Source organism: Aeromonas sp. 602396, assembly GCF_049173735.1.
Lineage (GTDB): Bacteria > Pseudomonadota > Gammaproteobacteria > Enterobacterales > Aeromonadaceae > Aeromonas > Aeromonas veronii_A.
Genome location: NZ_JAAKSD010000003.1, coordinates 95,900 through 120,373 on the forward strand (window position 1 = coordinate 95,900; position 24,474 = coordinate 120,373).

A 24,474-nucleotide genomic window follows, 5' to 3' on the forward strand; every position below is an offset into this window, starting at 1 on the left:
ATTATTGTTTTTCTTGCATATTGGCCATCGCCAACTGGGTTTCTCTTGTTACCCAGCACCCCTTCCCGTCCGGAATGGTTTCCAGTAAATCCACTGCCGTAGGAGTAATCTTGATGACTCTACCCTGATCGAGCCCCATATACTGGTTGAGCCCGACCCGTATTGATTTTCCATCAGGTGTGCTGATCAGGGCCCACAACTGCCCGGCCTTTCCCAAGGAGCCGTGCATTGACAAGCTGGCGAGAGAGTAGTTTTCCAATACCTCTTTTTCTCTGTCCATCATAACCTGTGCGCAATCAGGCTTCACCTGGGCACTATTCGCGCGCCCGACACTTGCTTCTGGTTGCGGCATCATGAAGGGGCTACGCAGATCGCGTTGTTGATAGTGCATGGGGGAAAACGGCTTCAACTGGGGTAAGGGTTCAATAGGTACAGGGGGTCTTGCCTTGGTTTCGGCAATATAGGAATCCATCTCCTCCTGACCACCACAGGCCGTCAGCAAGAGGGCAGGTAACAACCAGCAGATGCGTCTCATTGTTTCTGCTCCACTGTTTTACCGTTGTACTTGTAGGTTTTGGCCAGCATCGACATAGCAATCAGGTCTCCCTCATCCTTGCTCTGACTCAAGGTAAAGGAGTCGAGTATGACGATACGAGGCAGGGCTGCCATATCTGCCGTAAACTTGCCGATCTGATGATAATTACCTACCACCTCGATCCGCATGGGCAATTCGGTAGAAAACTCGTGCTTGACCTCAGGTTCCCAGTTGATGCGATTGAGTTTCAAGCCATTATCGGTGGCAATAAAACTGATATCGTCCAGCAAACCGGCGACCTCATGGGTATTGGGCAACTGCTTGAGCTGGGTATCGACCAGTTGCTCGAGCTGGATCATTTGTGCCTTGTAGGCGCCCAAATTGGCTGCCAGCATCGCCTTGCTTTCAAACTGGCCTTTAAGCTCCGTCTCTCTGGCGCTCTCTTTGGTCAGATTGCCTAAGGAATTGGCAATCACGTAGTAATAAATAGCGCCACCAGTCAACACACAGCACAGCAGGATAAAGACAGCTTTCGCCCATTTTGGCCAGCTCGCGATGTCATTCAGATCAAGCTCGTTGAGTTGCTGAAGGTTCATTTGCTCTCCTTGGCCATATCCCCGGCAGCCGCGGTATTATTGGCAATCAGGAACATCATCGAGAATTGACTCAACGATACCGGCGCGACCTCCGCTGCAAAAATGGTGCTTATTTTCGACTGTCCCAGCCAGCCGGAACCATCGATTCGACGCATCATGCTGGCAACTCGACCATAAGCTTCTGTCTTGCCGTTGACATCGATAATATTGTTCTGCAACGAGAGGGTATTGAGGTAAACCCCATTGGGTACCAGAGAGGGCAACTGGTTGAAAAGACGAACGGGCACATTTCGACGCATTTGGAGATGTTCGATGAGTTGCATCCGATCGATCAGCTCCTTGCGACGTTCTTTAAGCAGGCGGATTTCTCCCAGTTGTGCATCCAGGATGGTCATCTCCTGAACCAGACGCTGATTACGCTGCTGCTGGGCGGCAATCTGACGCTCGACCAGCCAGTTGGCAAAGAGGCTCAGTGCGACAGTGACCAACACGAAAAGCCCGAGCAGGGCACCAAACTGTTTCTTTTGCCGCTGAGCACGAGCCTCGCGCCAGGGGAGAAGGTTTATATTTGACATGGTGTAAAACTCCTCAGAGCCAACCCGAATGCCGTCATATATTTAGCGCCATGTACCAGCTCGGCCTCTCCTTTCGGTTTGCCAAACAGGGCGAACAGATCCGGGTGCAACACCTCGCAATTGACCTCTTCTTTTACCTGTACCAACAAACCGGGTAGCAGACTGCCTCCCCCCGTCAGCACCAGTTTTGCGATGTCGCGATAACCGGATGAACTGCAAAACAGCTGGATATTGCGCCGCACTTGCTGCAGCAGCGAGTTGATGTGGGGCATCAGCACATCCAGCTCATGGTCAACAGGCAAGGTACCTTTGGTTTTAGCCTGCTCAGCCTCATCCAGCGTCATGCCATAAAAGGAGGAGAGCGCCTGGCTGTACTGATCGCCGCCGAAGTTTTGCAAGCGGGAGTAGATCACCTCTCCCTTGACCAGCGCCGCGAAGGTCATGGCACTGGCACCGATGTCGATCACCCCGATCGGTCGCTCACTCTCCTGCAACTCGGGCAAACAGGCCACAACGGCCCGCCCCAAGGCATGGGCTCCCACATCCACTACCTTGACGGCAATGCCAGCCTCAGCGAGAGCGCTGACCCGGCCATTGACGCTCTCAGTACGGGCTGCGCTCAACAGGACATCCTGACGATCTTCACTGGCGCTGGTGTCCAGCACCTCAAAATCGAGGCTGACTTCATCGAGGGGAAAGGGAATTATCTGTTCGGCCTCCAGCTGCACCTGACTCTCCAGCTCCTTGTCACCAAGGCGAGCATCAATCTGGATGACCTTGGTGATCACATTGGAACCAGTCACCGCTGTCGCGGCATAATCGCTGTGGCCAGAGATAAGGCGCTTGAGGGTTTTCAAAGATGGGCTGACCCGCTCGATATCCTGTAGCTGGTAATCAACCAGCGTACCTTTCGGGGTGGCGACCTCGGCAACAGATTCAATATGAAGCTTGCCGGGACGACCAGTGAGGGTAACGGCCTTGATGGTCTGGCTACCGAAATCAATGCCCACCAGGGGGAGGAGGGATCCCTTATTAAATAGCCCAAACATATACACATCCATGCGTTATTGGGTTTTATACCTGAATTGAGTGTAGGACACTCTAATCAGATGAGAGCTTGATCCATCCTAAATGCTCTAACTATCAATGTCATAAAGTTTATACCGAAAAGTGACCCACCTCGCTTTCTTGAGATAAAGGGAGGCACCTTGGTTATTGCTCACTGTAGTGCTAACCTCTCGCATCCTGTCGATGGGTGACTTGCCACAGGAAAACCTCGAATTCCAGATGGCAAAAGGGCTATACTCTGCGCCCGTTGGCTAAATTTAAGACGATTGGTAGTTCTTCCATGCTGAAATGGCTCGTTCGCCTGTTTATTGTCATGATGCTGGGTGCTGTGCTGGGTGTTGCCAGCCTCATCGGTATCTACTTCTATATCAAACCCCAACTGCCCGATGTCACCGCACTGCGTGATGTCAAACTGGCAACCCCGATGAGGGTCTACAGCCGAGATGGGGAATTGATCGCCCAATATGGTGAAATCCGTCGCATTCCGTTGCGCTTGGATGAAATCCCCCAACCAATGATCGATGCCGTACTGGCAACCGAAGATGCCCGCTTCTACGAGCACCCCGGCATTGACCCCATCGGCATCATTCGCGCCGCCTCCGTCTGGGCCGTATCAGGTCATGCCCGTCAGGGTGCCAGCACCATTACCCAGCAGGTTGCACGCAACTTCTTCCTGAGCAATGAGAAAACCATCATCCGCAAGATAAAGGAGGTCTTCCTGGCCTGGCGGATCGAGCAGAATCTCTCAAAAGACGAGATCCTCGAACTGTACCTCAACAAGATCCCTCTCGGTTATCGCTCCTTCGGGATCGGTGCTGCGGCTCAGGTTTATTTTGGTAAAGAGGTCAAGGATCTGGGGCTGGACGAGATCGCCATCATTGCAGGTCTGCCCAAAGCCCCCTCCATGCTCAACCCCATCCGATCCCCCGAGCGCGCCTTTGCGCGCCGCAACGTTGTGCTTGGTCGGATGCTGGAGACCGGCAAGATCACCCAGGCCCAGTTTGACGAAGCGTCCAAAATGCCGATCAAGGCCCGTTTTCACGGCGCCGAAGTGACCCTGCACGCTCCCTATCTGGGTGAAATGGTACGCCAGAAGATGGTAGAGCAGTTTGGTGAAGATGCCTACACCATGGGCCTGCACGTCTACACTACCGTCTCTGCCGAACGCCAAAGGGCCGCCAGACAGGCTCTGCTGGATGGCGTCTTTGCCTACGATATGCGTCACGGCTATCGTGGCCCGACGGCCCAGTTGTGGAAGGCAGGCGAAACAGCTTGGGATTACGAGCAGATCGTGGCCCACCTTGGCAAGCAACCCACTTATGATCCGCTGATGGCGGCCGTAGTTACCAAGCTCGGTGACCGTAGCGCCACACTGGTACTTAAAAATGGCAAGGAAGCAGAGCTGGGCTGGAACGGCATTAAATGGGCTCGCTCCTTTATTACCGACGACCGCCAAAGCTATGCCCCGAAATCGGCACGCGATGTACTGAAAGTCGGCGCCCAGATCTGGGTGCGGGAAGAGGGCGAAGAGTTGCTGCTGGCCCAAATCCCGGACGTCAACGCCGCGCTGGTTGCCATGAACCCGAAAAATGGCGCGCTGGAAGCAGTAGTTGGCGGCTTCAGCTTCGAACTATCCAAATTCAACCGGGTCGATCAGGCGCGTCGCCAGATCGGTTCAAATATCAAGCCTTTCCTCTATGCGACCGCGCTGGAGCACGGCTATACCCTGGCGTCGCTCATCAACGATGCGCCAATCAACCAGTGGGATCCGTCAAAAGGGCCCATGTGGCAGCCCAAGAACTCCCCGGCCGTTTATGATGGCCCCACCCCGCTGCGTCTGGGTTTGGCCAAGTCCAAGAACGTGATGTCGGTTCGACTGATGCGCGCCATCGGTCTGGATACCTATATCGACGGTCTGACACGCTTTGGCTTCCCCCGCGACTTCATCTCGCCCCATGAGTCACTGGCGCTGGGCGCAGCCGAATTTACCCCCCTCGAGGTGGTGCGTGGTTACTCGGTACTGGCCAACGGTGGCTTCCTGGTGACCCCATACTTCATCGACAAAGTCACCGACAGCCTGGAGAACACCCTCTATCAGGCCAATCCTGCCATTGCCTGCAACAATTGCGAACAGCAGACGGCGTCCGAGCAGAGCACACTGCCGGAGCCAACTGTTGATGGCGCAGCACAAGATGGCACGCAGACCCCTCTCGCGCCAACCATCGCCCCGCATACCATCAGTGCCCAGAGCGCGTTCCTGATCACCGACACCTTGAGCACAGCCATCTGGGGTGGCAACGGCTGGCGTGGTACCGGCTGGCGTGCAGCCCGTGACCTGAAACGTCACGATATCTCCGGCAAAACCGGTACCACCAACGAATCGCGGGATGCCTGGTTCTCCGGCTATACCCCGGACATCGTAGCTACTTCCTGGATCGGTTTTGACAACCACCAGCGTGGCCTTGGCCGTGCCGAGTTTGGTGGTGGCGCTGCACAGCCTATCTGGATCGACTTCATGAAAGTCGCCCTCAAAAAGCAGCCGGAGCACAAGATGCCGGTTCCCGAAGGGATCATGACGGTGAAGATTGACAGCGAAACCGGACTGCTGGCGACCAGTGGCGGAACCGACGAATACTTCAAGGAAGGGACCGAGCCGACCCGTTACGCCGCGCCCAGTTCGGACGGCAATCAGGTCTACGGTGGCGACAACCCCGATGTGGAAGGGCCTGTCTCTACCGACGATATCTTCTAAGCTGCTCTCGCGGCAGCAACAAAACCGGCAGCCTTGGCTGCCGGTTTTTTTATTGGGCCAACTGCTTGCTCATCAGCGTGGAGATCGAGGCGGCCAGCTCGTTGAAACAGGGGCGACGTACCGAGTAGTGGCGATAGAGCAGCGAGATGGTACGACCCGGCACAGGGTCAACCACAGGACGATAGCTCACCCCTCCCTCATCATGATCGGCGGGTACGGCCAGCTTTGGCACCAGGGTCATGCCGCTACCGGCGGCCACCATGTTGCGCAGCGTCTCGAGACTAGTCCCCTTGAAGCGTTGATCCTCACCTATCCCGCCAGCGAAACAGAAGCCCATCGCCTGATCCCGCAAACAGTGGCCATCGGCCAGCATCAGCAATTTCTTGCCCTTGAGATTGCCGAGTGGCACTTGTCTGGCCTGTGCTTCGGGGTGATGGCAAGGCACCGCCAACCACATCGGCTCATGATAGAGCTGGATTGAACCAAACCCCTCCATCCCAGGCATCTCGGCCAGAATGACGCAATCCAGCTCCCCCTCTTCCAGCCGTTTGAGCAGGGTTTGGGTCTGCTCCTCATAGAGATAGAACTCCAGCTGGGGAAAACGCTCACGCAGGGTCTGGATAATGCGGGGCAACAGGTAGGGGCCCACGGTCGGAATAAAACCGATATGGATCTCCCCTGACATCGGCTCGGAGAAGTGCTGACCGATGCTCTTGAGCTCGCGCACCTCCTTGAGCACCCGACGCGCCTGATGGGCCATGGCATCGCCAGCCGGAGTAAACAGCACCTTGCGCGAGGTACGTTCGATCAGAATGACCCCGAGTTCATCTTCCAGCTTGCGCAGCTGGCCGCTCAGGGTGGGTTGACTGACAAAGCAGCGTTCAGCGGCTTTGCGAAAATGTTTTTCCTCATCCAGCGCCACCAGATATTCGAGATCGCGAAGATTCATACAGCAAGAGTCCTGCCTGGAAAATGGGCCATCAGCATGCACAATATCGTCCGGCGGGACAAGTCATCCACTTGCAGTGAGCCTCTCTGGCTGCCCCTCCAAAACAGAAAAGCCCGATCACCTCGCGGTAATCAGGCTGTTTGACTCGCCGATGGATTACACCCTGAAACGGCGCACCATATCCTGCAGTTGGGTAGCCAGGTGGTTCAACTCGTTGCACGCCTGAGCCATCTGGGTGGCACCGGCGGCCACCTCTTCGGAAGCATGACTGATATTGACCACGTTACGGTTGAGCTCCTCGCTCACCGCGCCCTGCTCTTCGGTGGCCGTTGCAATCTGGATGTTCATGTGGGAGATGCTGCTGACCGAGCCACTGATCTGGGAGATAGACTCGCCCGCTTCCCGCGCGGTAGCTACCGTGGTGTTCATCAGCTCCTGACTCTGTTGCATGGTACTGCCCGCCTGTTCGGCACGCTGCTGCAACTCGGCAATGATGGTATTGATCTGGGAGGTGGAGTCCTGGGTTCGTTTGGCCAGAGTACGCACCTCATCAGCCACCACCGCAAAACCCCGTCCCTGCTCACCGGCCCGGGCCGCTTCAATCGCCGCGTTCAATGCCAGCAGGTTGGTCTGTTCGGCAATGCCGCGGATCACCTCCAGCACCATGCCGATATTGCGGCTATCATCGCCCAGTTGGCGGATCACCACTGCAGTGCTCTCGATGGCCCCCGCCACCCGCTCGATGCGCAAAATAGAGTCATTAACAGTCTTGGCCCCAATCTCTGCTGTTTCGCTGGCCGAGGTGGCGGCACTGGCGGCATCGCTGGTGTTGCGAGAAACCTCCTGAACCGTAGCCTGCATCTCGTTCATCGCGGTTGCCAGCTGATTAAGTTCATGCTGCTGGGCACTCATGTTGGCCGCTGACTGCCTTGCTACCGAGCTCATCTCTTCGGTGGCCGAACTCAGTTGCACCACTGAGCCCGAGACTTCACTGACCAGGGTACGCAAATTGGTCTGCATCTCGCCAAACCCTTTGGCAAGAGTCCCCAGTTCATCATTGTTGAACTGTTGCATATCGATGCGGGAGGTAAGATCACCGGAGGAGACACGGCGGGTCTGCTCCAGCAGGGCCATCACCGGATTGCGGATCTGGGCGGTCAACAGCCAGGCAATCACCACCACAAAAGCCAGCGTCACCAGGCTGACAATAATGCTCATGGTTCTGGCATTGCTATACATGGCCGCAATGTCTTTCACCATCTCATCGGCAATCTCGTTATTGATCTCCCGCAAACGATAAGACTTGGCACCAACCTCTTCCAATGCGGCACGAGTCTCGTTTTTGCGCAGACTTCTGACTTTATCCAGATCGCCAGCAGCAAAGGCATTTAACAGCTGGTCATGTACCGAAAAATACTTGGCCCCCGCCGCAACCACCTGCTCATAAACCTGCTTCTCTTCACCAGTAGTGAAAGGTAAAGCACCATATTTTTGGGCTGCTTGCTCAAATTCCTGCTTGGCCTTATTGAAGGTCAGGGTGCGATCGCTTACCTCTTGCTCATCCTTGTTCAGGCCACCGATGACCTGGGCCAACTCTGAACGACGCGCATCCAGCACGGCAACATGCATCTGGCTCGCCAGACGAGTAGAAGGCAGTAAATTACCCGTGATGGTTTCGGTATCACCATAGAGCTTTGCCAGCTGGCTGATTGAAAACCAGGCCAAGCCCAGTACCAACAAGGCCAGGATGGCAAATCCGGCACTCAGTTTCTGGCCGATGGACATGTTTTTGAACATATAAGGGCTTCCTTGAAATGAGTCTTCACTCCCGCAACATCCACCGGGAATGGTCATATAGAGCATAGCCTGCACCCGGAAAACAGAAGGATTTCATACCGTTTCTGTGATTGTTTGCCTATCGGCCCTGGACACCTTTCCTGAAGCGGTCTCGTGTTCAAATAACAGCCATCATGTCATTAGAGCCAGCAGATGCGTGCTCAGAGCATCCGGCTCCCCCAGAAAATCGGCAACCCGTACAGGCGTGACCCGCCCCTTGTGCATCAGCCCAAGGGTGGGATAACCCTGACCACCCAGCCGTTTCATCCAGCCCTGGCTATCTGCCAGATGTTGCAGCAATGGGGCCTGCAGATAGGCTTGCTGGAACGCGTCTTCACTGACCCCCTGCTCTGCCGCCAGCGTGGCGAGAAATGCCGGCTCACCAATCCAGATCCCGTCCCGATAGTGGGATTGCTGGATCCGGTGCAACATGGCCAACCCATCCCCCCCCAAAGCCGTGACGGCCAAAACCGCACGGATCGGCGGCTCGGAGTCCAGCAGACACCCTTCGCGCAGCAGCAGTTCGTTAAAGTAGCGCTCGCCAAAATGCTGGCCGGTCAGCGCCTCGATCCGCTGATCATGGGGGCGCACATAATCACGCAATGCCTCGCCCATAGGCTGACGGCGACTACCCAGCCAGAGACCGCCCGCATGCAGCTCGATCTTGAGCCCAGCAATGGTGGCTGCCGCCTGCAACAGGGGGGCGGCACCGTAGCACCAGCCACAGAGCGGGTCATAGACATAATGGAGGGTGGTTTGTTGTTCGCTCATCTTCATTCTCACTTCAATCTCGGATAAAAAACCGGGCCCTTAGGCCCGGTAAAAACACAGGGAAAGCAGGCTCAGTGGCTTACCACTTCATCTCGCCGGTATTGACCTTGGCACCGATGGCCAGACCATCGTCAACCGGCAGTGCCGGATAGGCTTTCTTCAGAGCCTCAATCAGCTCACCGGAGTTTTTCGCCTTGGCCAGCTCCTGTTCGAAACGCTCTACATAGTCACGGGTAAAGGTCACAGCAGCAGTGCCTTTGGGAGCAGTGCCCAGGAAGTGGCCCGGTACCACACGCTCGGGTTTCAGGGCCAGCAGGTTATCCAGCGCCTTGACCCAGTTGCTGCGAGCCGCTTTGGTCTGGCTGTCGGCCATCCAGACATGCACCCCGTGGTAGACCGGCACACCACCAAAAGCAGTCTTGATGGAAGGGGCCCAGAGGTAGGCATTCGGGGTATTCATCTCTTTGATTTCAATCTTCTCGCCATCCAGCGTCAGGTGGCTGGCGGTCATCACTTGCGGCACGGTCAGGCTCTTCGGTGCACCCTTGCCGAGGATCGGGCTCCAGTAGCTCAGCTTGGCATCCTTGGTCTTGTTGATATGGTCAACCACATGCTGGTCGGCCAGCACTTTGACATCCGGGAACGCCGCCATGACCGGCTCCAGACCGAAGTAGAAGTCGGGGTCACCGGCACTGATATAGACAGTGGTCAGCTTCTTGCCGCTCTTCTTGATCATGTCGACCAGCGCCTGACCATTTTGCACGTCGAACTGGGCATCGATCAGGATGGCCTCTTTGTCACCGGTCACCAGTGAGGAGGAGACCGGGAAGATCGCCTTCTCGCCAGGGTTGTAGACGGTCACGCTCAGGGGGGCGGCCAGTGCGGCGCCACTCAACAGGGTGGTCGCCAGAGTCAAGTTGCGGATCAGGGTGTTGTTCATCATCTATTCCTCATTAAGTATTCGGGGGTTCATTTGATGGACACAGTGTATTGGATCACTTAAGGTGCAAATACAGCATAAAAAGCGCATCACTGTTGCACATATCGAACATATAGAGAGCCATACATGGATCGACTGACCGCATTGCAGGTCTTTGTCAGCGTAGTCGAACAGGGGAGCCTGAGCGGCGCCGGAGAGAAACTGGATATGTCGCGCGCCATGGTGTCGCGCTATCTGGCCGAGCTGGAGAGCTGGATGGGCGCCCGCCTGCTGCACCGCACCACCCGTCGTCTGAGTCTGACCGGACCGGGAGAGGAAGCGCTGAACCGGGCCCGCGCCATGCTGGCGCTCGGCGAAGAGATGGAGCAGATCGCCGTGAAGGGGGATGACGCCCCCAAGGGACAACTGCGGATCACCAGCAGCTACTCCCTGTCGGAAGCCTTGCTGGTCGGGGCTGCTAACGACTATCTGGCGCAATACCCGGGGACGGCCATCGACATTCTGCTGCTCGACAGAACCGTCAATCTGGTGGAGGAGCGGATCGATCTGGCGGTGCGCATCACCAACGACCTCGACCCCAATCTGGTGGCGCGTCGTCTCGGCACCTGCCACTCGGTAGTCTGTGCCAGCCCGGCCTATCTGGCCCGTCATCCAATGCCACACAAGGTGCAGGATTTGGCGCTGCACAACTGCCTCACCTACACCTACTTTGGCAAGAGCCTGTGGGAGTTCAATGGACCGGACGGTCCCGAGTCAGTGCCGGTCAGCGGTAACCTGAGCGCCAATATCTCCAACCTGCTTCTGGAAGCAACGCTTGAAGGTGCCGGGATCAGCCTGCAACCCCGCTACTCGGCACAACCCTATCTGGAGCGTGGGGAACTGGTGCCCCTGCTGACCGACTGGCAACCCAAGCGCCTCGGGGTCTACGGGGTGTATGCCACCCGCAAGCAGATGTCGCCACTGCTGCGCAGCTTCCTCGATTTTCTGCTGGCCCGCATGGCGGCGGATCCCATCTGGCAGGAGTAAGCACTCCGCACACCCAAACATAACGAAGGGGCCGCTGCGGGCCCCTTCTTCACTCTGATCCCTTGATCAGGCTTCAAATCCGAATGGTTCTGAGTGCGGCGCTTCCGGCTGCGCACTCTCGTCGAGGAAAATATCCCGATAAGCCACATAGATGGAGTAGTTGAGCGCCGGGATCACCACCAGCAGACCTACCAGTAACAGCACAGCGCCAAACAGCAACAACATGGCTGAGAGCAGTCCCCACCAGAAGAAGGGCCACATATTGCGCCAGCAGCCGAAGAAGCTCAGCCGTACCGCCTGGATGATGCCGATATCGTGGTGGTAGATCAGCGCCGGAGCAAAGGTGACCCCCATCAGCACGGGAATGATAAGCAGCATACCCACCAGCAATACCAGCAGCAGTTGTTGCAACTGGCTGGCTGAGACCACCATGCTCTCGGGATCCTGCGTCAGCAGCGGGAGCAGCCCCCACATGGAGAGCAGACCGAGACAGACGAGGCCCACCAGGCTGAACAGCAGCAACACCAGCAGACCGCCTAGCATCAGCGGGGTCAGCTTGTGGCGAAAACCGGCGAAGAGATCGGCAAACTGCAGCGGCTCCCCCCGATAACCCCGAGCGGCGACCGCCACCCAACCCGCGCCCCACACCATGTAGAGCAGCTGGGAGATAAGGCCACCCGCCGGCAGTTGCTCCAGCAGCATGCCCACCATAAACCAGACCAACACCATGGCCACGCTGATCCCCATACCCTTGTTGAAGATATCGAACCCGCTGCGAACCCAGAGCCAGCCACGACCTGTCGTGTACCGGGCCGGAGTGGTGCGCAAAGGGGGTAATCCGTTCATATCGTCTCCTCGGAGTGTCGGTGGCATCAGTGCCGGAAGCCGATTCTAGAGCCAGGGCGGGGGCGACTCAATGGCGAAGCGGCCCGACCACGACATAAAACCTGACGCAGCTATGCACAAAAGGGGCGTCAGCCACGCCCCGCCTCTGGCTGCCCCGACCATAACGAGGCACAATCTGCCCCCTTCCCCAGCCGCGCCTGTCGTGGCCAGCGTGCCGTGATCACCCTTTAGTGATCGACGAATGCCGGACAGGGGGTTGTCATCCCGCCATCCCGGGCGCTTTAACATCGAGTGGTATCGTCATGAGAGTTGTGTGTTGTCTGTTGTTGTTACTGGCCAGCCAGTCGGCCTTGGCCGAGGGTTTTATCAGTCGCCTGCTCAACCATCCGGTACCAGGTGGCGTTGCGGTGATCCCTCTTGGCGCGTCACCCACTGCCCCCACGGCCCGCTATCACGACAAGCCCGTGCTGGTAGTGCGCGAAGACAACCAGTGGATCGCCATCGTCGGCATCTCTCTGAAAAGCACGCCCGGCGCCCAGCAACTGACCACAGGTGATGGCCGTACTCTCGGCTTCACCGTGACCCCCAAGCACTACCGCGAGCAGCACATCAAGCTCAAGAACAGCCGTCAGGTCAATCCGCTCGCCGAGGATATGACCCGCATCAACCGAGAGCTGGCGGAGCAGACCCGGGCTTACCAGACCTTCAGCCCCAACCAGCCGAGCAACCTGCTGTTCGACAAGCCGGTCAACGGCCCCCTCTCCAGCCCGTTTGGCCTGCGTCGTTTCTTCAATGGCGAGGAGCGCAATCCCCACTCCGGCCTCGACTTCGCCGTGGACGCCGGCACCCCGATCAAGTCCCCCGCCGCCGGCAAGGTGATCCTGATCGGCAACTACTTCTTCAATGGCAATACCGTCTTTGTCGACCACGGTCAGGGGCTCATCAGCATGTTCTGCCACATGTCGAAGATCGATGTGAAGCTCGGCCAGAGCCTGCCGCGTGGCGGCATCGTCGGGCGAGTCGGTTCGACCGGCCGCGCTACCGGCCCCCATATGCACTGGAACGTCAGCCTCAACGACACCCGGGTCGATCCCGCCATCTTTATCGGTGCCTTCAAGCCCTGAATCGGCAGAGCCCGTTAACAAAACATCCTCTAACAAAACAGGCAGCCCATGGCTGCCTGTCTGCTATCTGCACGTCGAACCTGATTACCTATCCGGCCAGCGTGTGGGCGCCGGACTCCCGACGCATCGCCCGCCACATCACCAACACCAGCAATGAGCTGCACGTTGGCAATGCCAGCCAGACCCCGGGCACGCCCCACAGGGTCGAGAAACCCCACAAGAAACCGCCAATCAGCACCAGCTTGCCGCCGGTGAGCAGGGAGGCGATGCGGGCCCGATTGATGGCCTGAAAGTAGGTGGCCCCCACCAGCAGCAAGCCCTCCATCGGCAGCCCCCAGAAGTAGAGCCAGATCCCGAGGCTCGCCACCGGCAGCAGGGTGGCGTTGTCGCCGGCAAACAGATAGACCGCCGCCTCCGGCCACAGATAAAGCGGGAACATGGCGCACAGGGCGATCCCCAACGTCACTCCGAGTGCCAGGTTGCGGATCCGCAGCACCCGCCGCCAGTGACCGGCTCCTGCGTTGAAGCTGGCGATGGGCTGGATACCCATGGCGATCCCCTCGAACACCAGATAGAAGAAGGCCTCGGTGTAACTGATCACCCCGTAGGCCGCCACATGCAGCGAAGTGCCGACCGCCAGCAACGCCTTGTTGTGCAGCGCCAGCACTACCGAGAGATAGAGGTACATCAGAAAACTGGAGACCCCGAGGCGCACCGTCTCTCCCATCAGCCGCAGATCGGGGCGCAAGGTGTCCCAACTTATCCGCAGCTGGCTACGCGGTGTGAAGAAGTGCCACAGGCAAGCAAGGCCCGTCACTGCCTGGGAGAGCATGGTGGCCGTCGCCACCCCGGCCAGTCCGAACGGAAACACCACCATCAACAGATAGTCGAGCAGCACGTTGAGCAGCCCCCCGACTACCATGATGAGGGTGACAAATCCGGGGCGGCCATCGTTGCGCAGCAGCGAGCTGAACGCCATCGACAGCACCGCAAAGACGCCAAGCCAGGCGTAGGCCTGCAGGTAGGAGAGCCCGGCGGTGAAGATCTCCCCCTCCGCCCCCATCCAGGCCAGCATGGGCTCGCCATAGCGGATCCCGATAAAACTGAGCAGTGCCGAGGCCAGCAACACCATCACCAGCGCATTGCCGACGATATGGCGGGCTTTGGCCGGGTTGCCCTGCCCCAGATAGAAGGAGACCAGCGACGAGGCCCCCATGCCGATCAGCGCCCCCACCGCATAGAGCACGGCGCAGATGGGATAAGCCAGCATCAAACCGGCCATGCCATCCTGACCCAGCACATGGCCAACGAAGATGCCATCGATGGTGACATAGATACCGGTGATCAGCATGGCCGCCACGGTCGGGGTTACGTAACGCCAGAAAAGGCGAGATAGCGGGGCTGTGCCCAGATCAACAGCTGACATATTCGACTCGGTGGAGAGAAAGCGGCCGGGATCATAGCGAAACGGCAGCACGACTTCCTGTTATTTGTGTTATGAATCATTAATATAGACTGCTTTACCCGCCTCCCTGCCCTGTTTTAGGCTAGGGCCACCTCTTCTGAACGGAAACGAGCCTCATGTTGCAACGCCTGCTCACCCTCTTGCTGCTCTCCCTTATCTTGTTGCCGCCAGCCGTGCGCGCCGACGATGCCATTGCCCAGGCCGAATCCCTGTTGCAGAGCGTGCCCAAGAGCGATACCCCGGAAAACCAGAAGCTGCGGGAGAGCTACCAGCAGGCGCTGCAATTTGCCAGAGAGGCCGAGCGTTACCGGGAGCAGAGCAAAGCCTATCAGCAGATCCTTATCGATTACCCCAAGGAGTCGGCACGGCTCAAGGAGAGCCTGCACAACTATCAGCCCGCCGCTCGCCCGCCGCTGGCGAGCCTCAAGGAGGAGGCGCTGCGCCAGGCCATAGGCCTGAGCAGCAACCGCCAGCTCAACCTGCGCAAGGAGCGGCAGGGGGTGATGGATAGCCTCAACCAGCTAGAGAGTACCGGGCAGGAGTATCACCTGCGGGTGGATGATCTGCGCAAACAGCTGCAACTGACCCGCAGCCAGCTGGAGCGACTGAGCTTCAGCAGCGAATCGGATCGCCAGCAGGAGGCACAGCTGCTGCTGACCAGAATGAAAGAGCAGAGCCTCTCCGACCGGATCCAGATGCTGGAGCTGGAGCAGCTCTCTGCCCAGCAGCGCAACGATCTCGGCAAGCTGAAACTGCAGGAGCTCAATCTGGCCATCGCCGACGAGGATGAGTGGCAAGCCAGCCTGCTGACCCAGCAGAACCAGCTGCGGCGGGAGAAGACCGAGCAGGCGCTGGAGGAGAGCGAACGGCTGCGCAAGCAGCTCACCACCGACATGCCGCTGCTGCTGGAGCAGCAACAGCAGAATCAGGCGCTCTCCATCCAGCTCGGCACACTGGAAGATCAAATTGAGCGGGTGCAGGACGAGCAGCGCAGCGTCGACAAGAATTTGTTTGAACTGAATGAGCTGGTCAACTCGGTACGCGAACAGCTGGAGTGGCTGCAGATCAGTAATGCCTACGGCGAGAACCTGCGCAGCAAACTCTCCGATCTTCCTCCCCAGTTCCCCCTCGACAAGCTGGAGTCCGCCATCGTCAGCGCCCGCATGGCCAAGTACCAGTACGAGAGCGAGCAGGATGGGCTCAAGGATACCCGCCAGCTGCGCGACAAGCTGATGGCCGAAGAGGATGTGACGCTGGATCGGCCGCAGCAAGCTGTGCTCGACAACCTGCTCAAGGCCCGGCGCCAGCTGCTGACCCGGCTCAACGACGCCTCCGATACCCTCATTCAGGAGCAGACCCGTCTCAAGCTGCTCTACAGCCGCCAGAACAGCAAGATCGACGAGATCCGCGAAATAAGCGCCAGCCACCTGTTCTGGATGCCGGATGTGCGCCCCTTTACCCCACAGGTGATGCTCGGTATTCCTGCCGCGCTGACCCTGGCCTTCAACCCGGACAACTGGTTGCAACTGCCCTACGCCATCGTCGAAAACAGCCCGCTGAGCCTCACGCTGGCCGGTATTGGGCTGCTGGTGCTGGCCTGGAGCTGGTTCAAGCTGGCCCGTCACCTGAGCCTCTATTGCGACCATATTGCGCCGCGGATCGGCAAGGTAACTCAGGACAAATTCAGCCTCACCAGCCGCTTGCTGCTGCGCTCCCTGCTTGCCGCCCTCCCCTTGCCCGCCATGGTACTGATGGTGCGCGGCCTGCTCGAAGGGGCCTGGCAATACCCGTTTGCGGTGGCGGTGGCGCGCGGTCTTGGCGAGATCTGGTTTCTGCTGCTGGCGCTGGTGATGGCCCGCCATCTGACGCTGGAGCGGGGGATTTTGATCCACCACTTCCGCTGGCCCCGGGAACAGGTGCAAAAGGTATGGGGGCAGTTTCGCACCCTGCTGCTGGTGCTGATCCCGAGTTTCTTTGTGCAGGGGATGGCCAACAGCTATCAGGAGCACGCCTTCTACGACTCCCTCGGCCGGATGGCCTTCATGATCGGTGCACTCTGGCTGCTGCTCTTCTTTGCCCGCCTCAACCGGGAGCGGCTGCCACTCACCTGGGGCCAGACCGATATGACCAAGCCCCATCTGCTGCACCACTTCATCTGGAACAGCCTGATGCTGGCGCCGCTGCTGGCGGTGATCGGCGCCCTGTTTGGCTACTTCTATACCTCGCGCACCCTGCTGCGCCAGCTGGAGCTTAGCCTGCTGATGGGGCTGGGTTGCCTGCTGGTCTACTATCTAGCCAGACGCTGGATGCTGATCCAGCGCCGCCGCCTAGCCTTCGAGCGCGCCAAGAGCAAGCGGGCTGAGATCCTGGCCCAGCGCGGCCGGGAAGAGGGGCATGACGAGCTCAGCTCCGAGACCCCGGACGTGGTGGAAGAGACTGAGCTGGATCTCGATACCATCAGCGCCCAGTCGCTGGGACTGGTGCGCACCCTGCTGATGCTGGGCTTCACCATGCTGGTGGTGGTGCAATGGTCGGATCTCAACTCCGCCTTCAGCTTCCTCAGCAATATCGAGGTGTGGCAGGTGAGCAGCAAGATTGGCGGCATCGAGCAGCTCTCGGCCATCACCTTGCAGGATCTGATGCTGACCGCCTTCGTCTTCATTCTGACCGTGGTGACAGCCCGCAACCTGCCGGGGCTGATGGAGCTGACCCTGCTGCAGCACCTCAGCCTCTCCCCGGGTACCGGCTTTGCACTCACCACGATCAGCAAGTATCTGGTGATCCTCGTTGGCGCCCTCACCGGTTTCTCCATGCTCGGTATCGACTGGTCGAAGACCCAGTGGCTAGTAGCCGCCCTCTCGGTAGGGCTGGGTTTCGGCCTGCAGGAGATCTTCGCCAACTTTGTTTCCGGCCTCATCATCCTGTTCGAGAAACCAATCCGGCTCGGTGACACTGTTACTATTCGCGATCTCACCGGCACCGTAACCAAGATCAAAACCCGGGCGACCACCATAGTGGATTGGGATCGCAAGGAGATCATCGTGCCCAACAAGGCCTTTATCACCGAGCAGTTCATCAACTGGTCGCTCTCCGATGCGATAACCCGGGTCAAACTGCGGATCCGGATCGGTCTGACCCGTGATCCGAAACTGGTGCAACGTATTCTTGAGGAGGCGATCCATGCCTCTACTCTGGTACTGGAGACCCCCAGTCCGGAAGTATTCCTGATCGAATTCACCGACTCGGCGCTGATCTACGAGATCCGCCTCTACGTCAACAACATGGATCACCGGATGCCCATCACTCACGAGGTTCACTCGCTGGTGCTGGAGAAGATGCAGCAGCAGGGACTTCCCCTGCCCCATCAACAGATCGACATTCACCTGAGCCGCGGCTGATCCCCGAGGTACAAGGAGCAGAACATGCAAATTATTGCCCACCGTGGTGCCAGCGGTCTGGCACCGGAAAACACCCTCAAGGCGATGGCAAAAGCACTGACGCTGGGAGTCAGTGCCATCGAACTGGATGTACAGGCAGCAGATGACGAGTTATGGGTATTTCACGATCGGAGGCTGGAGCGTTGTACCAACGGCAAGGGGGTGCTGACTGAACAATCACGAGCCTATCTGGAGCAACTCGATGCCGGTGAGGGAGAGGTGATACCGACCCTGTGGCAAGTGATGGAGATTATCGCCGGACGCTGCGAGCTGCATATCGAGCTCAAGGGTGCCGATACCGCTGACGCAGTGGCATCCCTGACCCGAAGGGCAGAGGCCAAGCTTGGTTTTACCCCAGAGCAGTGGGTGGTTTCGTCCTTCCATCACCCGGAGCTGGCCCGATTTGCCGCCTTGCGGCCCGATATCCGCCTCGGCGCCCTGACCGCCAATCTGCCACTCAACCTGGCGCTGTTTGCTGATGAGCTGGGGGCCTGGTCACTTAACTGCGACGTGGATTTTGTCGACCGGATACTGGTGGAAGATGCACATCAACGCGGATTAAGGGTTCTAGTTTATACCGTTGATTATCATGAAGATTATGAAAAACTAGCCAGCATGGGGGTCGATGGAATCTTCACCAATCGTCCAGATCGTTTCCTGTAGCCACCTGACAAGGATACACATATGGATAAGCTCTGATTTAGGCACTAACTTTAAATAGCTGATCGGGATACAAAGAGTTCAACTTCAGCCGATAAGAACAGGCACATAACAATAACCAGTTTCCACACACTCAGACTGACGCTCACAAGGATGTAACTATGAACTTATCGATTAAAAACAAGCTGGTCCTGGCTATCGGGGTCATCATTCTGGTGATCACCGGGATACAGGTCTGGTACAACACCTCGCAACTGCGCAGCGAAACCCAGCGGCTGGTCTGGAATATCATCGACGAAAGCTCCATGGCCAACGTCAAGGGGATCTCCCGCTGGGTTGACTCCCGTATCGCCATCGTCAGCACCACCAAGGAGGCTTTCACCAAAGAGGATGAACCCATCAGCCATCTGGCCCAATCCATGAATGCAGGTGGATTCGACCTGGTCTATGCCGGTACTGCCGATGGCAAGATGATCCAGAGCAAGCCCACCAACCTCCCTGCCGGTTATGACCCCCGTCAACGCCCCTGGTACAAGGATGCAATGGCAGCTGGCAAACTGGTCATTACTGCCCCTTATGCGGATATCTCTACCGGACAACTGATTGTCACCATTGCCGAGCCGTTCCAGCGCGGCAACACTCAGGGCGTCATCGCCGGTGACGTATCCATCAGCGCCCTTATCTCGGATATTCTGGCAGTCACCACCGAGGGCACCTACGCCATTCTGGTAGACAGTAATGGCACCATCATCGCCCACCCGGATGCCTCGTTGAGTCTCAAGTCTGCCACCGCACTGGCCCCTGAATTGACTGCTTCTTACATCAACCAGATCGCCCATGACGGCATGATCAACGAGCTGGTGATCAGTGGCAAGAAAGAGGTCTTTGACTTCAACGCAATCCCCAATACCAACTGGTATTACGGCATGATGGTGGATGAGGAAACCGCCTATCAGTCGGTGCGCAGCATGGTCACCTCCTCCCTCATCCAGGGGCTTATCACCATACTGATCGTGGCTGGCTTCTCCTATGTCGCCATCAACGGCTCGCTGGCCCCCCTGAAAACCCTGGGCGAAGCGATTGCCGATCTCTCACGCGGCAACGGTGATCTGACCCGCCGCATCAAGATTGAACGTGAGGATGAAGTAGGCGCGGTTGCCAAACACGTCAACACCTTCATCGAGCGGATCCATGTGATGGTGCAGGATATCTCCAACTCCTCCGGCCAGCTCAACCAGCAGGCCAAGTCGTCCCACAGCATGGCGGAGAAGGCCAATCAGGGTCTGGCACGCCAGCAAAACGAGATCTCCCAGATCGCCACTGCGGTACACGAGATGTCGGCCACCGCAGTCGAGGTTGCCAGCAACGCGGAGCAGACCGCCGAAGCGGCCCGCAGCTCCACCAGCAGTTGCGAGCATGGCAAGCAGGTGATCGCCCGCAACCAGCGCTCCATCACCGATCTGGCCACCCAGGTGGAACAGGCCTCCAACATCATTCAGGAACTGGAGAAAAACGCTCAGGAGATCAACACCATCCTCTCCACCATTCAGGGCATCGCCGAGCAGACCAACCTGCTGGCACTCAACGCCGCCATCGAAGCGGCACGTGCCGGTGAACAGGGCCGCGGCTTTGCGGTGGTAGCCGACGAGGTGCGCGTCCTGTCACAGCGTACCCACAGCTCCACCGTCGAGATCCGCAATATGATCGAAACCCTGCAACGCAATACCCAGGGAGCGGTCAGCACCATGCACGAAGGCCAGCTGCTGGCCCAGAACAGCGTGGATGACGCCAACAACGCCACCCACGCGCTGGAGCAGATCACCACCTCGATCAACCAGATCTCCGACATGGCGACCCAGATCTCCAGCGCCGCTGAAGAGCAGCGGGCCGTCACCGACGAGGTAAGCCGCAACATTCAGGCGGTGAAAGATGTCTCGGACGAACTGGCAGTAGATGCAGACAGCTCACGCCATCTCTCTGAACAACTTAAAAATATTTCGGGTGAACTGAGCAATCAGGTCGGCATGTTCCGCATTTGAGCATGAGCAAAAGGGGCCGTACAGGCCCCTTTTATTTTTCTAAATAGCGCTTAATTTTCAGTGAGTAATCTCACATTACCCGCCAAATACCCCGCCTTGAAATCCTTGTAATTCGTCTGGAATTATCAGATCACCGCCGTGGTCACCGCAGCATTTCGGATTACCTATTTCTATCCGAATAGATAAATGCCAATAATTCTCATTAAAAAATTACAATAAAAAACTTAAAATTTTTTTCGCGAGTACCTAAAAAGAGAGGTGATTCGCATTTTATTGAAAGAAAACTACGTACAATCCAGAAGTTAAAATGCTCGTAGCTAGGTGTTCAACTGCTCAGTAACACCAAAAAATGACGATAATAACGACATTTTCATCCAGGGATTTGGGTGTTTTATAGAAAAATAACCAATAAAAAGGGAATAAAACCTAGCAGTTTGACTTGCATCAAGCCTGAATTTTTTTCATAGAGCAAAATCGTGCCCAGCAAATCTATCCCTAAGGAGGCAGATGTGGATATTATCAAGACCGATGTGGCCATCATCGGTGCTGGCGGTACCGGCTTACGCGCCGCTATCGCTATAGCCGAATCACAGCCAGACCTGGACATCGCCCTGATTTCCAAGGTTTACCCGATGCGCAGCCACACGGTTGCTGCCGAAGGCGGCGCCGCCGGTGTCGTCCGTGATGACGACTCCCTCGAAAACCACTTCAACGACACCGTCTCCGGTGGTGACTGGCTGTGCGAGCAGGACGTAGTGGAATACTTCGTCAACAACGCAACCAAAGAGATGATCCAGCTGGAGCACTGGGGTTGCCCCTGGAGCCGCAAGCCGGATGGCAAAGCCAACGTGCGTCCGTTTGGTGGCATGAAGGTTCCGCGTACCTGGTTCGCCGCAGACAAGTCAGGTTTCCATATTCTGCACACCCTGTTCCAGACCTCCGTCAAATACCCGAGCATCAAGCGCTTCGACGAGCATTTCTGCCTTGATCTGATCGTGGACGACGGCCGCGTTCAGGGCGTACTGACCTTCGACATCCAGAACGGTATCACCCGCTTCATCCAGGCCAAATCCGTGATCGTGGCAACCGGCGGCGCTGGCCGTGTCTATCGCTACAACACCAACGGTGGCATCGTCACCGGCGACGGCATGGCACTGGCCTACCGTCACGGCGTACCGCTGCGTGATATGGAGTTCGTCCAGTATCACCCGACCGGTCTGCCGGGCACCGGTATCCTGATGACCGAAGGTTGTCGTGGTGAGGGTGGCGTTCTGCTGAACAAGGATGGCTACCGCTACCTGCAAGACTACGGCTTGGGCCCGGAAACCCCGATCGGCCAGCCGAAGAGCAAATACATGGAGCTGGGTCCGCGCGACCGTGTTTCCCAGGCATTCTGGCAAGAGCAGCAGAAAGGTCGCGTCATTCAGGGCCCGATGGGCGATGTGGTTCACCTCGACCTACGTCACCTTGGCGAGAAGTACCTGAAAGAGCGTCTGCCGTTCATCTGCGAACTGGCCAAAGCCTACGTCAACGTGGATCCGGCCAAAGAGCCTATCCCGGTACGTCCGACTGCCCACTACACCATGGGTGGTATCGAGACTGACAACAAGTGTGCCACCCGTCTGCCCGGCCTCTACGCCGCGGGCGAATGTGCCTCCGTCGGTCTGCACGGTGCCAACCGTCTGGGTTCCAACTCCCTGTCCGAGATCGTGGTATTCGGCAAGCTGGCCGGTGAGCAGGCAGGTGAGTTTGCCAAGACTCAGAAGCATGGCAATACCGAAGCGCTGGCCGCCAAGGCCGAGGCGCTCATCAAGCAGCACCTCTCCCTGATGGACATAGACGGTACCGAAAACCCGGCCGATATCCGCAACGAGCTGGGCATGTCCATGGAAGCCGGTGTCGGTATCTACCGTACCGAAGAGCTGATGCAGGGCACCATCGACAAGATCAACGAGCTGAAAGCCCGTTACAAGAAGGTCAAGATCAACGACAAGTCCTCTGTCTTTAACACCGATCTGCTGTACGCCATCGAACTGGGCTACATGCTGGACGTGGCTGAAGCCATGGCGCACTCCGCCATCAATCGTAAAGAGTCCCGCGGTTCACACCAGCGTCTGGATGGTTACGAAGAGCGCGATGACGTGAACTTCCTCAAGCACACGCTCTCGTTCTACAAAAATGGCGAAACGCCCTCCATCGATTACTCCGATGTGAAGATCACTAAGTCCCAGCCGGCAAAACGCGTGTACGGCTCCGAGGGTGAGAAACAAGACGAGGCTAAGAAGAATGGCTGAGATGATTGAAATTGAGATCCTGCGCTACCGTCCGGAACAGGATAACGAGCCCTGGATGCAAACCTTTCAGGTGCCATACCAGAGAGAGATGTCTCTGCTGGACGCCCTGCAGTACATCAAGGATCACCTGGACTCTACCCTGAGCTTCCGCTGGTCCTGCCGGATGGCGATCTGTGGCTCCTGCGGCATGATGGTCAACGGTGTGCCCAAGCTGGGTTGCAAGGCGTTCCTGCGCGACTATCTGCCGGGCAAGATGACCGTCGAGCCGCTCAACAACTTCCCGATCGAGCGCGATCTGGTGGTCGACATGTCCGACTTCATCGAGAAGCTGGAGAGCATCAAGCCGTACATCATCCCGAGCGAGCCGCGCAGCCTGTGTGATGGCGAGTACATCCAGACTCCGGCCCAGATGGCGCAGTACAAGCAGTTCTCCCAGTGCATCAACTGTGGTCTCTGCTACGCGGCCTGCCCGCAGTACGGCATCAACAAGAAGTTCACCGGTCCGGCGGCACTGGCTCTGGCCTATCGCTACAACGTCGACAACCGTGATGCCGGCGCCAAAGAACGTATGCGCATCATCAGCCAGGACGAAGGCGTCTGGGGCTGTACCTTCGTGGGCTACTGCTCCGAAGTGTGCCCGAAAGGCGTCGATCCGGCGGCGGCCATCCAGCTTGGCAAGGTCGAAAGCGCCAAGGACTACATGATCGCCATGTTCAAGCCAGATTGAGAGCAGGATTGAGACCATGAACAACACTGATAGCAAACGTAAACCTTACGTCCGCGAAATGAAGAAAGACTGGTGGCTGAAGAACGCCTTCTACACCGGTTACATGATCCGTGAAGGCACCAGTATCTTCGTCTCCATCTACGCCGTTGTGCTGATGTGGGGCCTGATGCGCCTGGTTCAGGGTCAGGAAGCGTTCAACGGCTGGCTGGAATCCCTGCAAAGCCCGATCGCCATCCTGTTCCATGTCGTCGCTCTGGCGGCGTGCCTGTTCCATGCCAAAACCTGGTTCGCCCTGGCGCCGAAAGCCATGCGTATCTTCCGTGGTGAAGACCTGGTACCGGAGAAGCCGATCGTTCTCGCCCAGTATGTGGCGCTGGCGGTGGTGTCCCTGCTTGTCCTGATCATCGTGGCCTGAGGAGAAAACAATGAGACGTTCTGACGAACCAATTTACTGGGGTCTGTTTGGTGCGGGTGGCATGGTCGTTGCCATGCTGCTGCCGGTCATTGTCCTCATCACCGGTCTGCTGGTGCCCATGGGCATCATGGACGTGGAAACCATGAGCTATGACCGCGTGCACGCGTTCGCCAGCTCCTGGTGGGGTGCCTGCATCCTGCTGGTGATCATCGCTCTGCCAGTCTGGCACGGCATGCACCGTATCTACCACGGTCTGCACGATCTGGGGATCCACACCACCAAGCTGCACCACTATGTGTTCTATGGCTTTGCCTTCCTGGTATCTGCCATTAGCGTCGGCTTGCTGATGGTGCTGGTACTCCAGTAATCACATCTGACTGATTGACCAAACCGGGCCTTGTGCCCGGTTTTTTTTGCCC

Annotated in this window: 20 protein-coding genes; 10 read left to right on the forward strand and 10 right to left on the reverse strand. The window is 57.6% G+C overall.

Annotated elements, in window-relative coordinates; translation table 11 throughout:
- Position 1: 1 nt before the first annotated feature.
- The 4 genes from G5229_RS05965 to tapM are packed head-to-tail and all read right to left on the reverse strand — an operon-like array spanning position 2 to position 2,755.
- Positions 2 to 535, reverse strand: coding sequence for a pilus assembly protein PilP (locus G5229_RS05965; RefSeq protein ID WP_216953060.1), 534 nt, complete (start codon positions 533 to 535; stop codon positions 2 to 4).
- Positions 532 to 1,131 (reverse strand): PilO family type IV pilus biogenesis protein TapO, encoded by a 600-nt coding sequence (gene tapO, locus G5229_RS05970; protein WP_216953059.1) that lies wholly within the window; start codon positions 1,129 to 1,131, stop codon positions 532 to 534. Before tapO ends, G5229_RS05965 begins: the two co-directional genes overlap by 4 nt.
- A complete protein-coding gene (gene tapN, locus G5229_RS05975; protein ID WP_216953058.1) occupies positions 1,128 to 1,706 on the reverse strand; it encodes a PilN family type IV pilus biogenesis protein TapN in 579 nt (192 codons plus the stop codon). The genes tapO and tapN overlap by 4 nt, the downstream gene beginning before the upstream one ends.
- The gene (gene tapM, locus G5229_RS05980) at positions 1,694 to 2,755 is read right to left on the reverse strand and encodes a PilM family type IVa pilus assembly protein TapM (protein WP_323137627.1); all 1,062 of its coding nucleotides are present in this window, start codon (positions 2,753 to 2,755) and stop codon (positions 1,694 to 1,696) included. Before tapM ends, tapN begins: the two co-directional genes overlap by 13 nt.
- A gap of 299 nt (positions 2,756 to 3,054) precedes the next feature.
- On the opposite strand from tapM, the gene G5229_RS05985 reads away from it, so the two are divergent.
- The gene (locus tag G5229_RS05985; protein WP_257687016.1) at positions 3,055 to 5,526 is read left to right on the forward strand and encodes a penicillin-binding protein 1A; all 2,472 of its coding nucleotides are present in this window, start codon (positions 3,055 to 3,057) and stop codon (positions 5,524 to 5,526) included.
- Between the two features lie 49 nt (positions 5,527 to 5,575).
- Here G5229_RS05985 and oxyR read toward each other — a convergent pair whose 3' ends face one another.
- From oxyR to G5229_RS06005, 4 genes are all read right to left on the reverse strand, one after another.
- Positions 5,576 to 6,475 carry a DNA-binding transcriptional regulator OxyR gene (gene oxyR / locus G5229_RS05990; RefSeq protein ID WP_257687017.1) on the reverse strand — a complete coding sequence of 300 codons (900 nt, stop codon included), beginning with the start codon at positions 6,473 to 6,475 and terminating at the stop codon, positions 5,576 to 5,578.
- 156 nt (positions 6,476 to 6,631) lie between these two features.
- Positions 6,632 to 8,272, reverse strand: coding sequence for a methyl-accepting chemotaxis protein (locus tag G5229_RS05995; RefSeq protein ID WP_216953054.1), 1,641 nt, complete (start codon positions 8,270 to 8,272; stop codon positions 6,632 to 6,634).
- A 171-nt stretch (positions 8,273 to 8,443) separates the two neighbouring features.
- Positions 8,444 to 9,088, reverse strand: coding sequence for a DsbA family protein (locus G5229_RS06000; protein ID WP_216953053.1), 645 nt, complete (start codon positions 9,086 to 9,088; stop codon positions 8,444 to 8,446).
- 73 nt (positions 9,089 to 9,161) lie between these two features.
- Positions 9,162 to 10,022, reverse strand: coding sequence for a Vmh family MBL fold metallo-hydrolase (locus tag G5229_RS06005; protein WP_026035063.1), 861 nt, complete (start codon positions 10,020 to 10,022; stop codon positions 9,162 to 9,164).
- A gap of 126 nt (positions 10,023 to 10,148) precedes the next feature.
- Here G5229_RS06005 and G5229_RS06010 point away from each other — a divergent pair, with 126 nt between their 5' ends.
- Entirely contained in the window at positions 10,149 to 11,048 is a 900-nt protein-coding gene (locus G5229_RS06010) for a LysR family transcriptional regulator (RefSeq protein ID WP_167573451.1), read from the forward strand.
- Positions 11,049 to 11,114: 66 nt separating this feature from the next.
- Here the strand turns inward: G5229_RS06010 and G5229_RS06015 are convergent, their stop codons facing one another.
- Complete coding sequence (locus tag G5229_RS06015) at positions 11,115 to 11,894, reverse strand: BPSS1780 family membrane protein (RefSeq protein WP_005362278.1); 780 nt, start codon at positions 11,892 to 11,894, stop codon at positions 11,115 to 11,117.
- Between the two features lie 302 nt (positions 11,895 to 12,196).
- Between G5229_RS06015 and G5229_RS06020 the strand changes: the two genes are divergently transcribed.
- Positions 12,197 to 13,018, forward strand: coding sequence for a peptidoglycan DD-metalloendopeptidase family protein (locus G5229_RS06020; protein ID WP_216978206.1), 822 nt, complete (start codon positions 12,197 to 12,199; stop codon positions 13,016 to 13,018).
- A gap of 88 nt (positions 13,019 to 13,106) precedes the next feature.
- On the opposite strand, the gene G5229_RS06025 is transcribed toward G5229_RS06020, so the two are convergent.
- The gene (locus G5229_RS06025; RefSeq protein ID WP_279488254.1) at positions 13,107 to 14,444 is read right to left on the reverse strand and encodes an MATE family efflux transporter; all 1,338 of its coding nucleotides are present in this window, start codon (positions 14,442 to 14,444) and stop codon (positions 13,107 to 13,109) included.
- A 155-nt stretch (positions 14,445 to 14,599) separates the two neighbouring features.
- Between G5229_RS06025 and mscM the strand changes: the two genes are divergently transcribed.
- The 7 genes from mscM (at position 14,600) to frdD (ending at position 24,422) form a co-directional block, all read left to right on the forward strand.
- Complete coding sequence (gene mscM, locus G5229_RS06030; protein ID WP_421208788.1) at positions 14,600 to 17,881, forward strand: miniconductance mechanosensitive channel MscM; 3,282 nt, start codon at positions 14,600 to 14,602, stop codon at positions 17,879 to 17,881.
- 24 nt (positions 17,882 to 17,905) lie between these two features.
- Positions 17,906 to 18,583 (forward strand): glycerophosphodiester phosphodiesterase, encoded by a 678-nt coding sequence (locus tag G5229_RS06035; protein ID WP_421208789.1) that lies wholly within the window; start codon positions 17,906 to 17,908, stop codon positions 18,581 to 18,583.
- Between the two features lie 158 nt (positions 18,584 to 18,741).
- Complete coding sequence (locus tag G5229_RS06040; protein ID WP_421208790.1) at positions 18,742 to 20,619, forward strand: methyl-accepting chemotaxis protein; 1,878 nt, start codon at positions 18,742 to 18,744, stop codon at positions 20,617 to 20,619.
- Positions 20,620 to 21,128: 509 nt separating this feature from the next.
- Positions 21,129 to 22,913: a fumarate reductase (quinol) flavoprotein subunit gene (gene frdA, locus G5229_RS06045; RefSeq protein WP_047437968.1), complete on the forward strand. Its 1,785-nt coding sequence runs from the start codon at positions 21,129 to 21,131 to the stop codon at positions 22,911 to 22,913.
- Positions 22,906 to 23,640, forward strand: coding sequence for a succinate dehydrogenase/fumarate reductase iron-sulfur subunit (locus G5229_RS06050; protein ID WP_005335057.1), 735 nt, complete (start codon positions 22,906 to 22,908; stop codon positions 23,638 to 23,640). Before frdA ends, G5229_RS06050 begins: the two co-directional genes overlap by 8 nt.
- A gap of 16 nt (positions 23,641 to 23,656) precedes the next feature.
- Positions 23,657 to 24,055, forward strand: coding sequence for a hypothetical protein (locus tag G5229_RS06055; RefSeq protein WP_005335058.1), 399 nt, complete (start codon positions 23,657 to 23,659; stop codon positions 24,053 to 24,055).
- Positions 24,056 to 24,065: 10 nt separating this feature from the next.
- Positions 24,066 to 24,422, forward strand: a complete 357-nt coding sequence (gene frdD, locus G5229_RS06060) for a fumarate reductase subunit FrdD (protein ID WP_005335059.1) — start codon at positions 24,066 to 24,068, stop codon at positions 24,420 to 24,422.
- Positions 24,423 to 24,474: the final 52 nt, after the last annotated feature.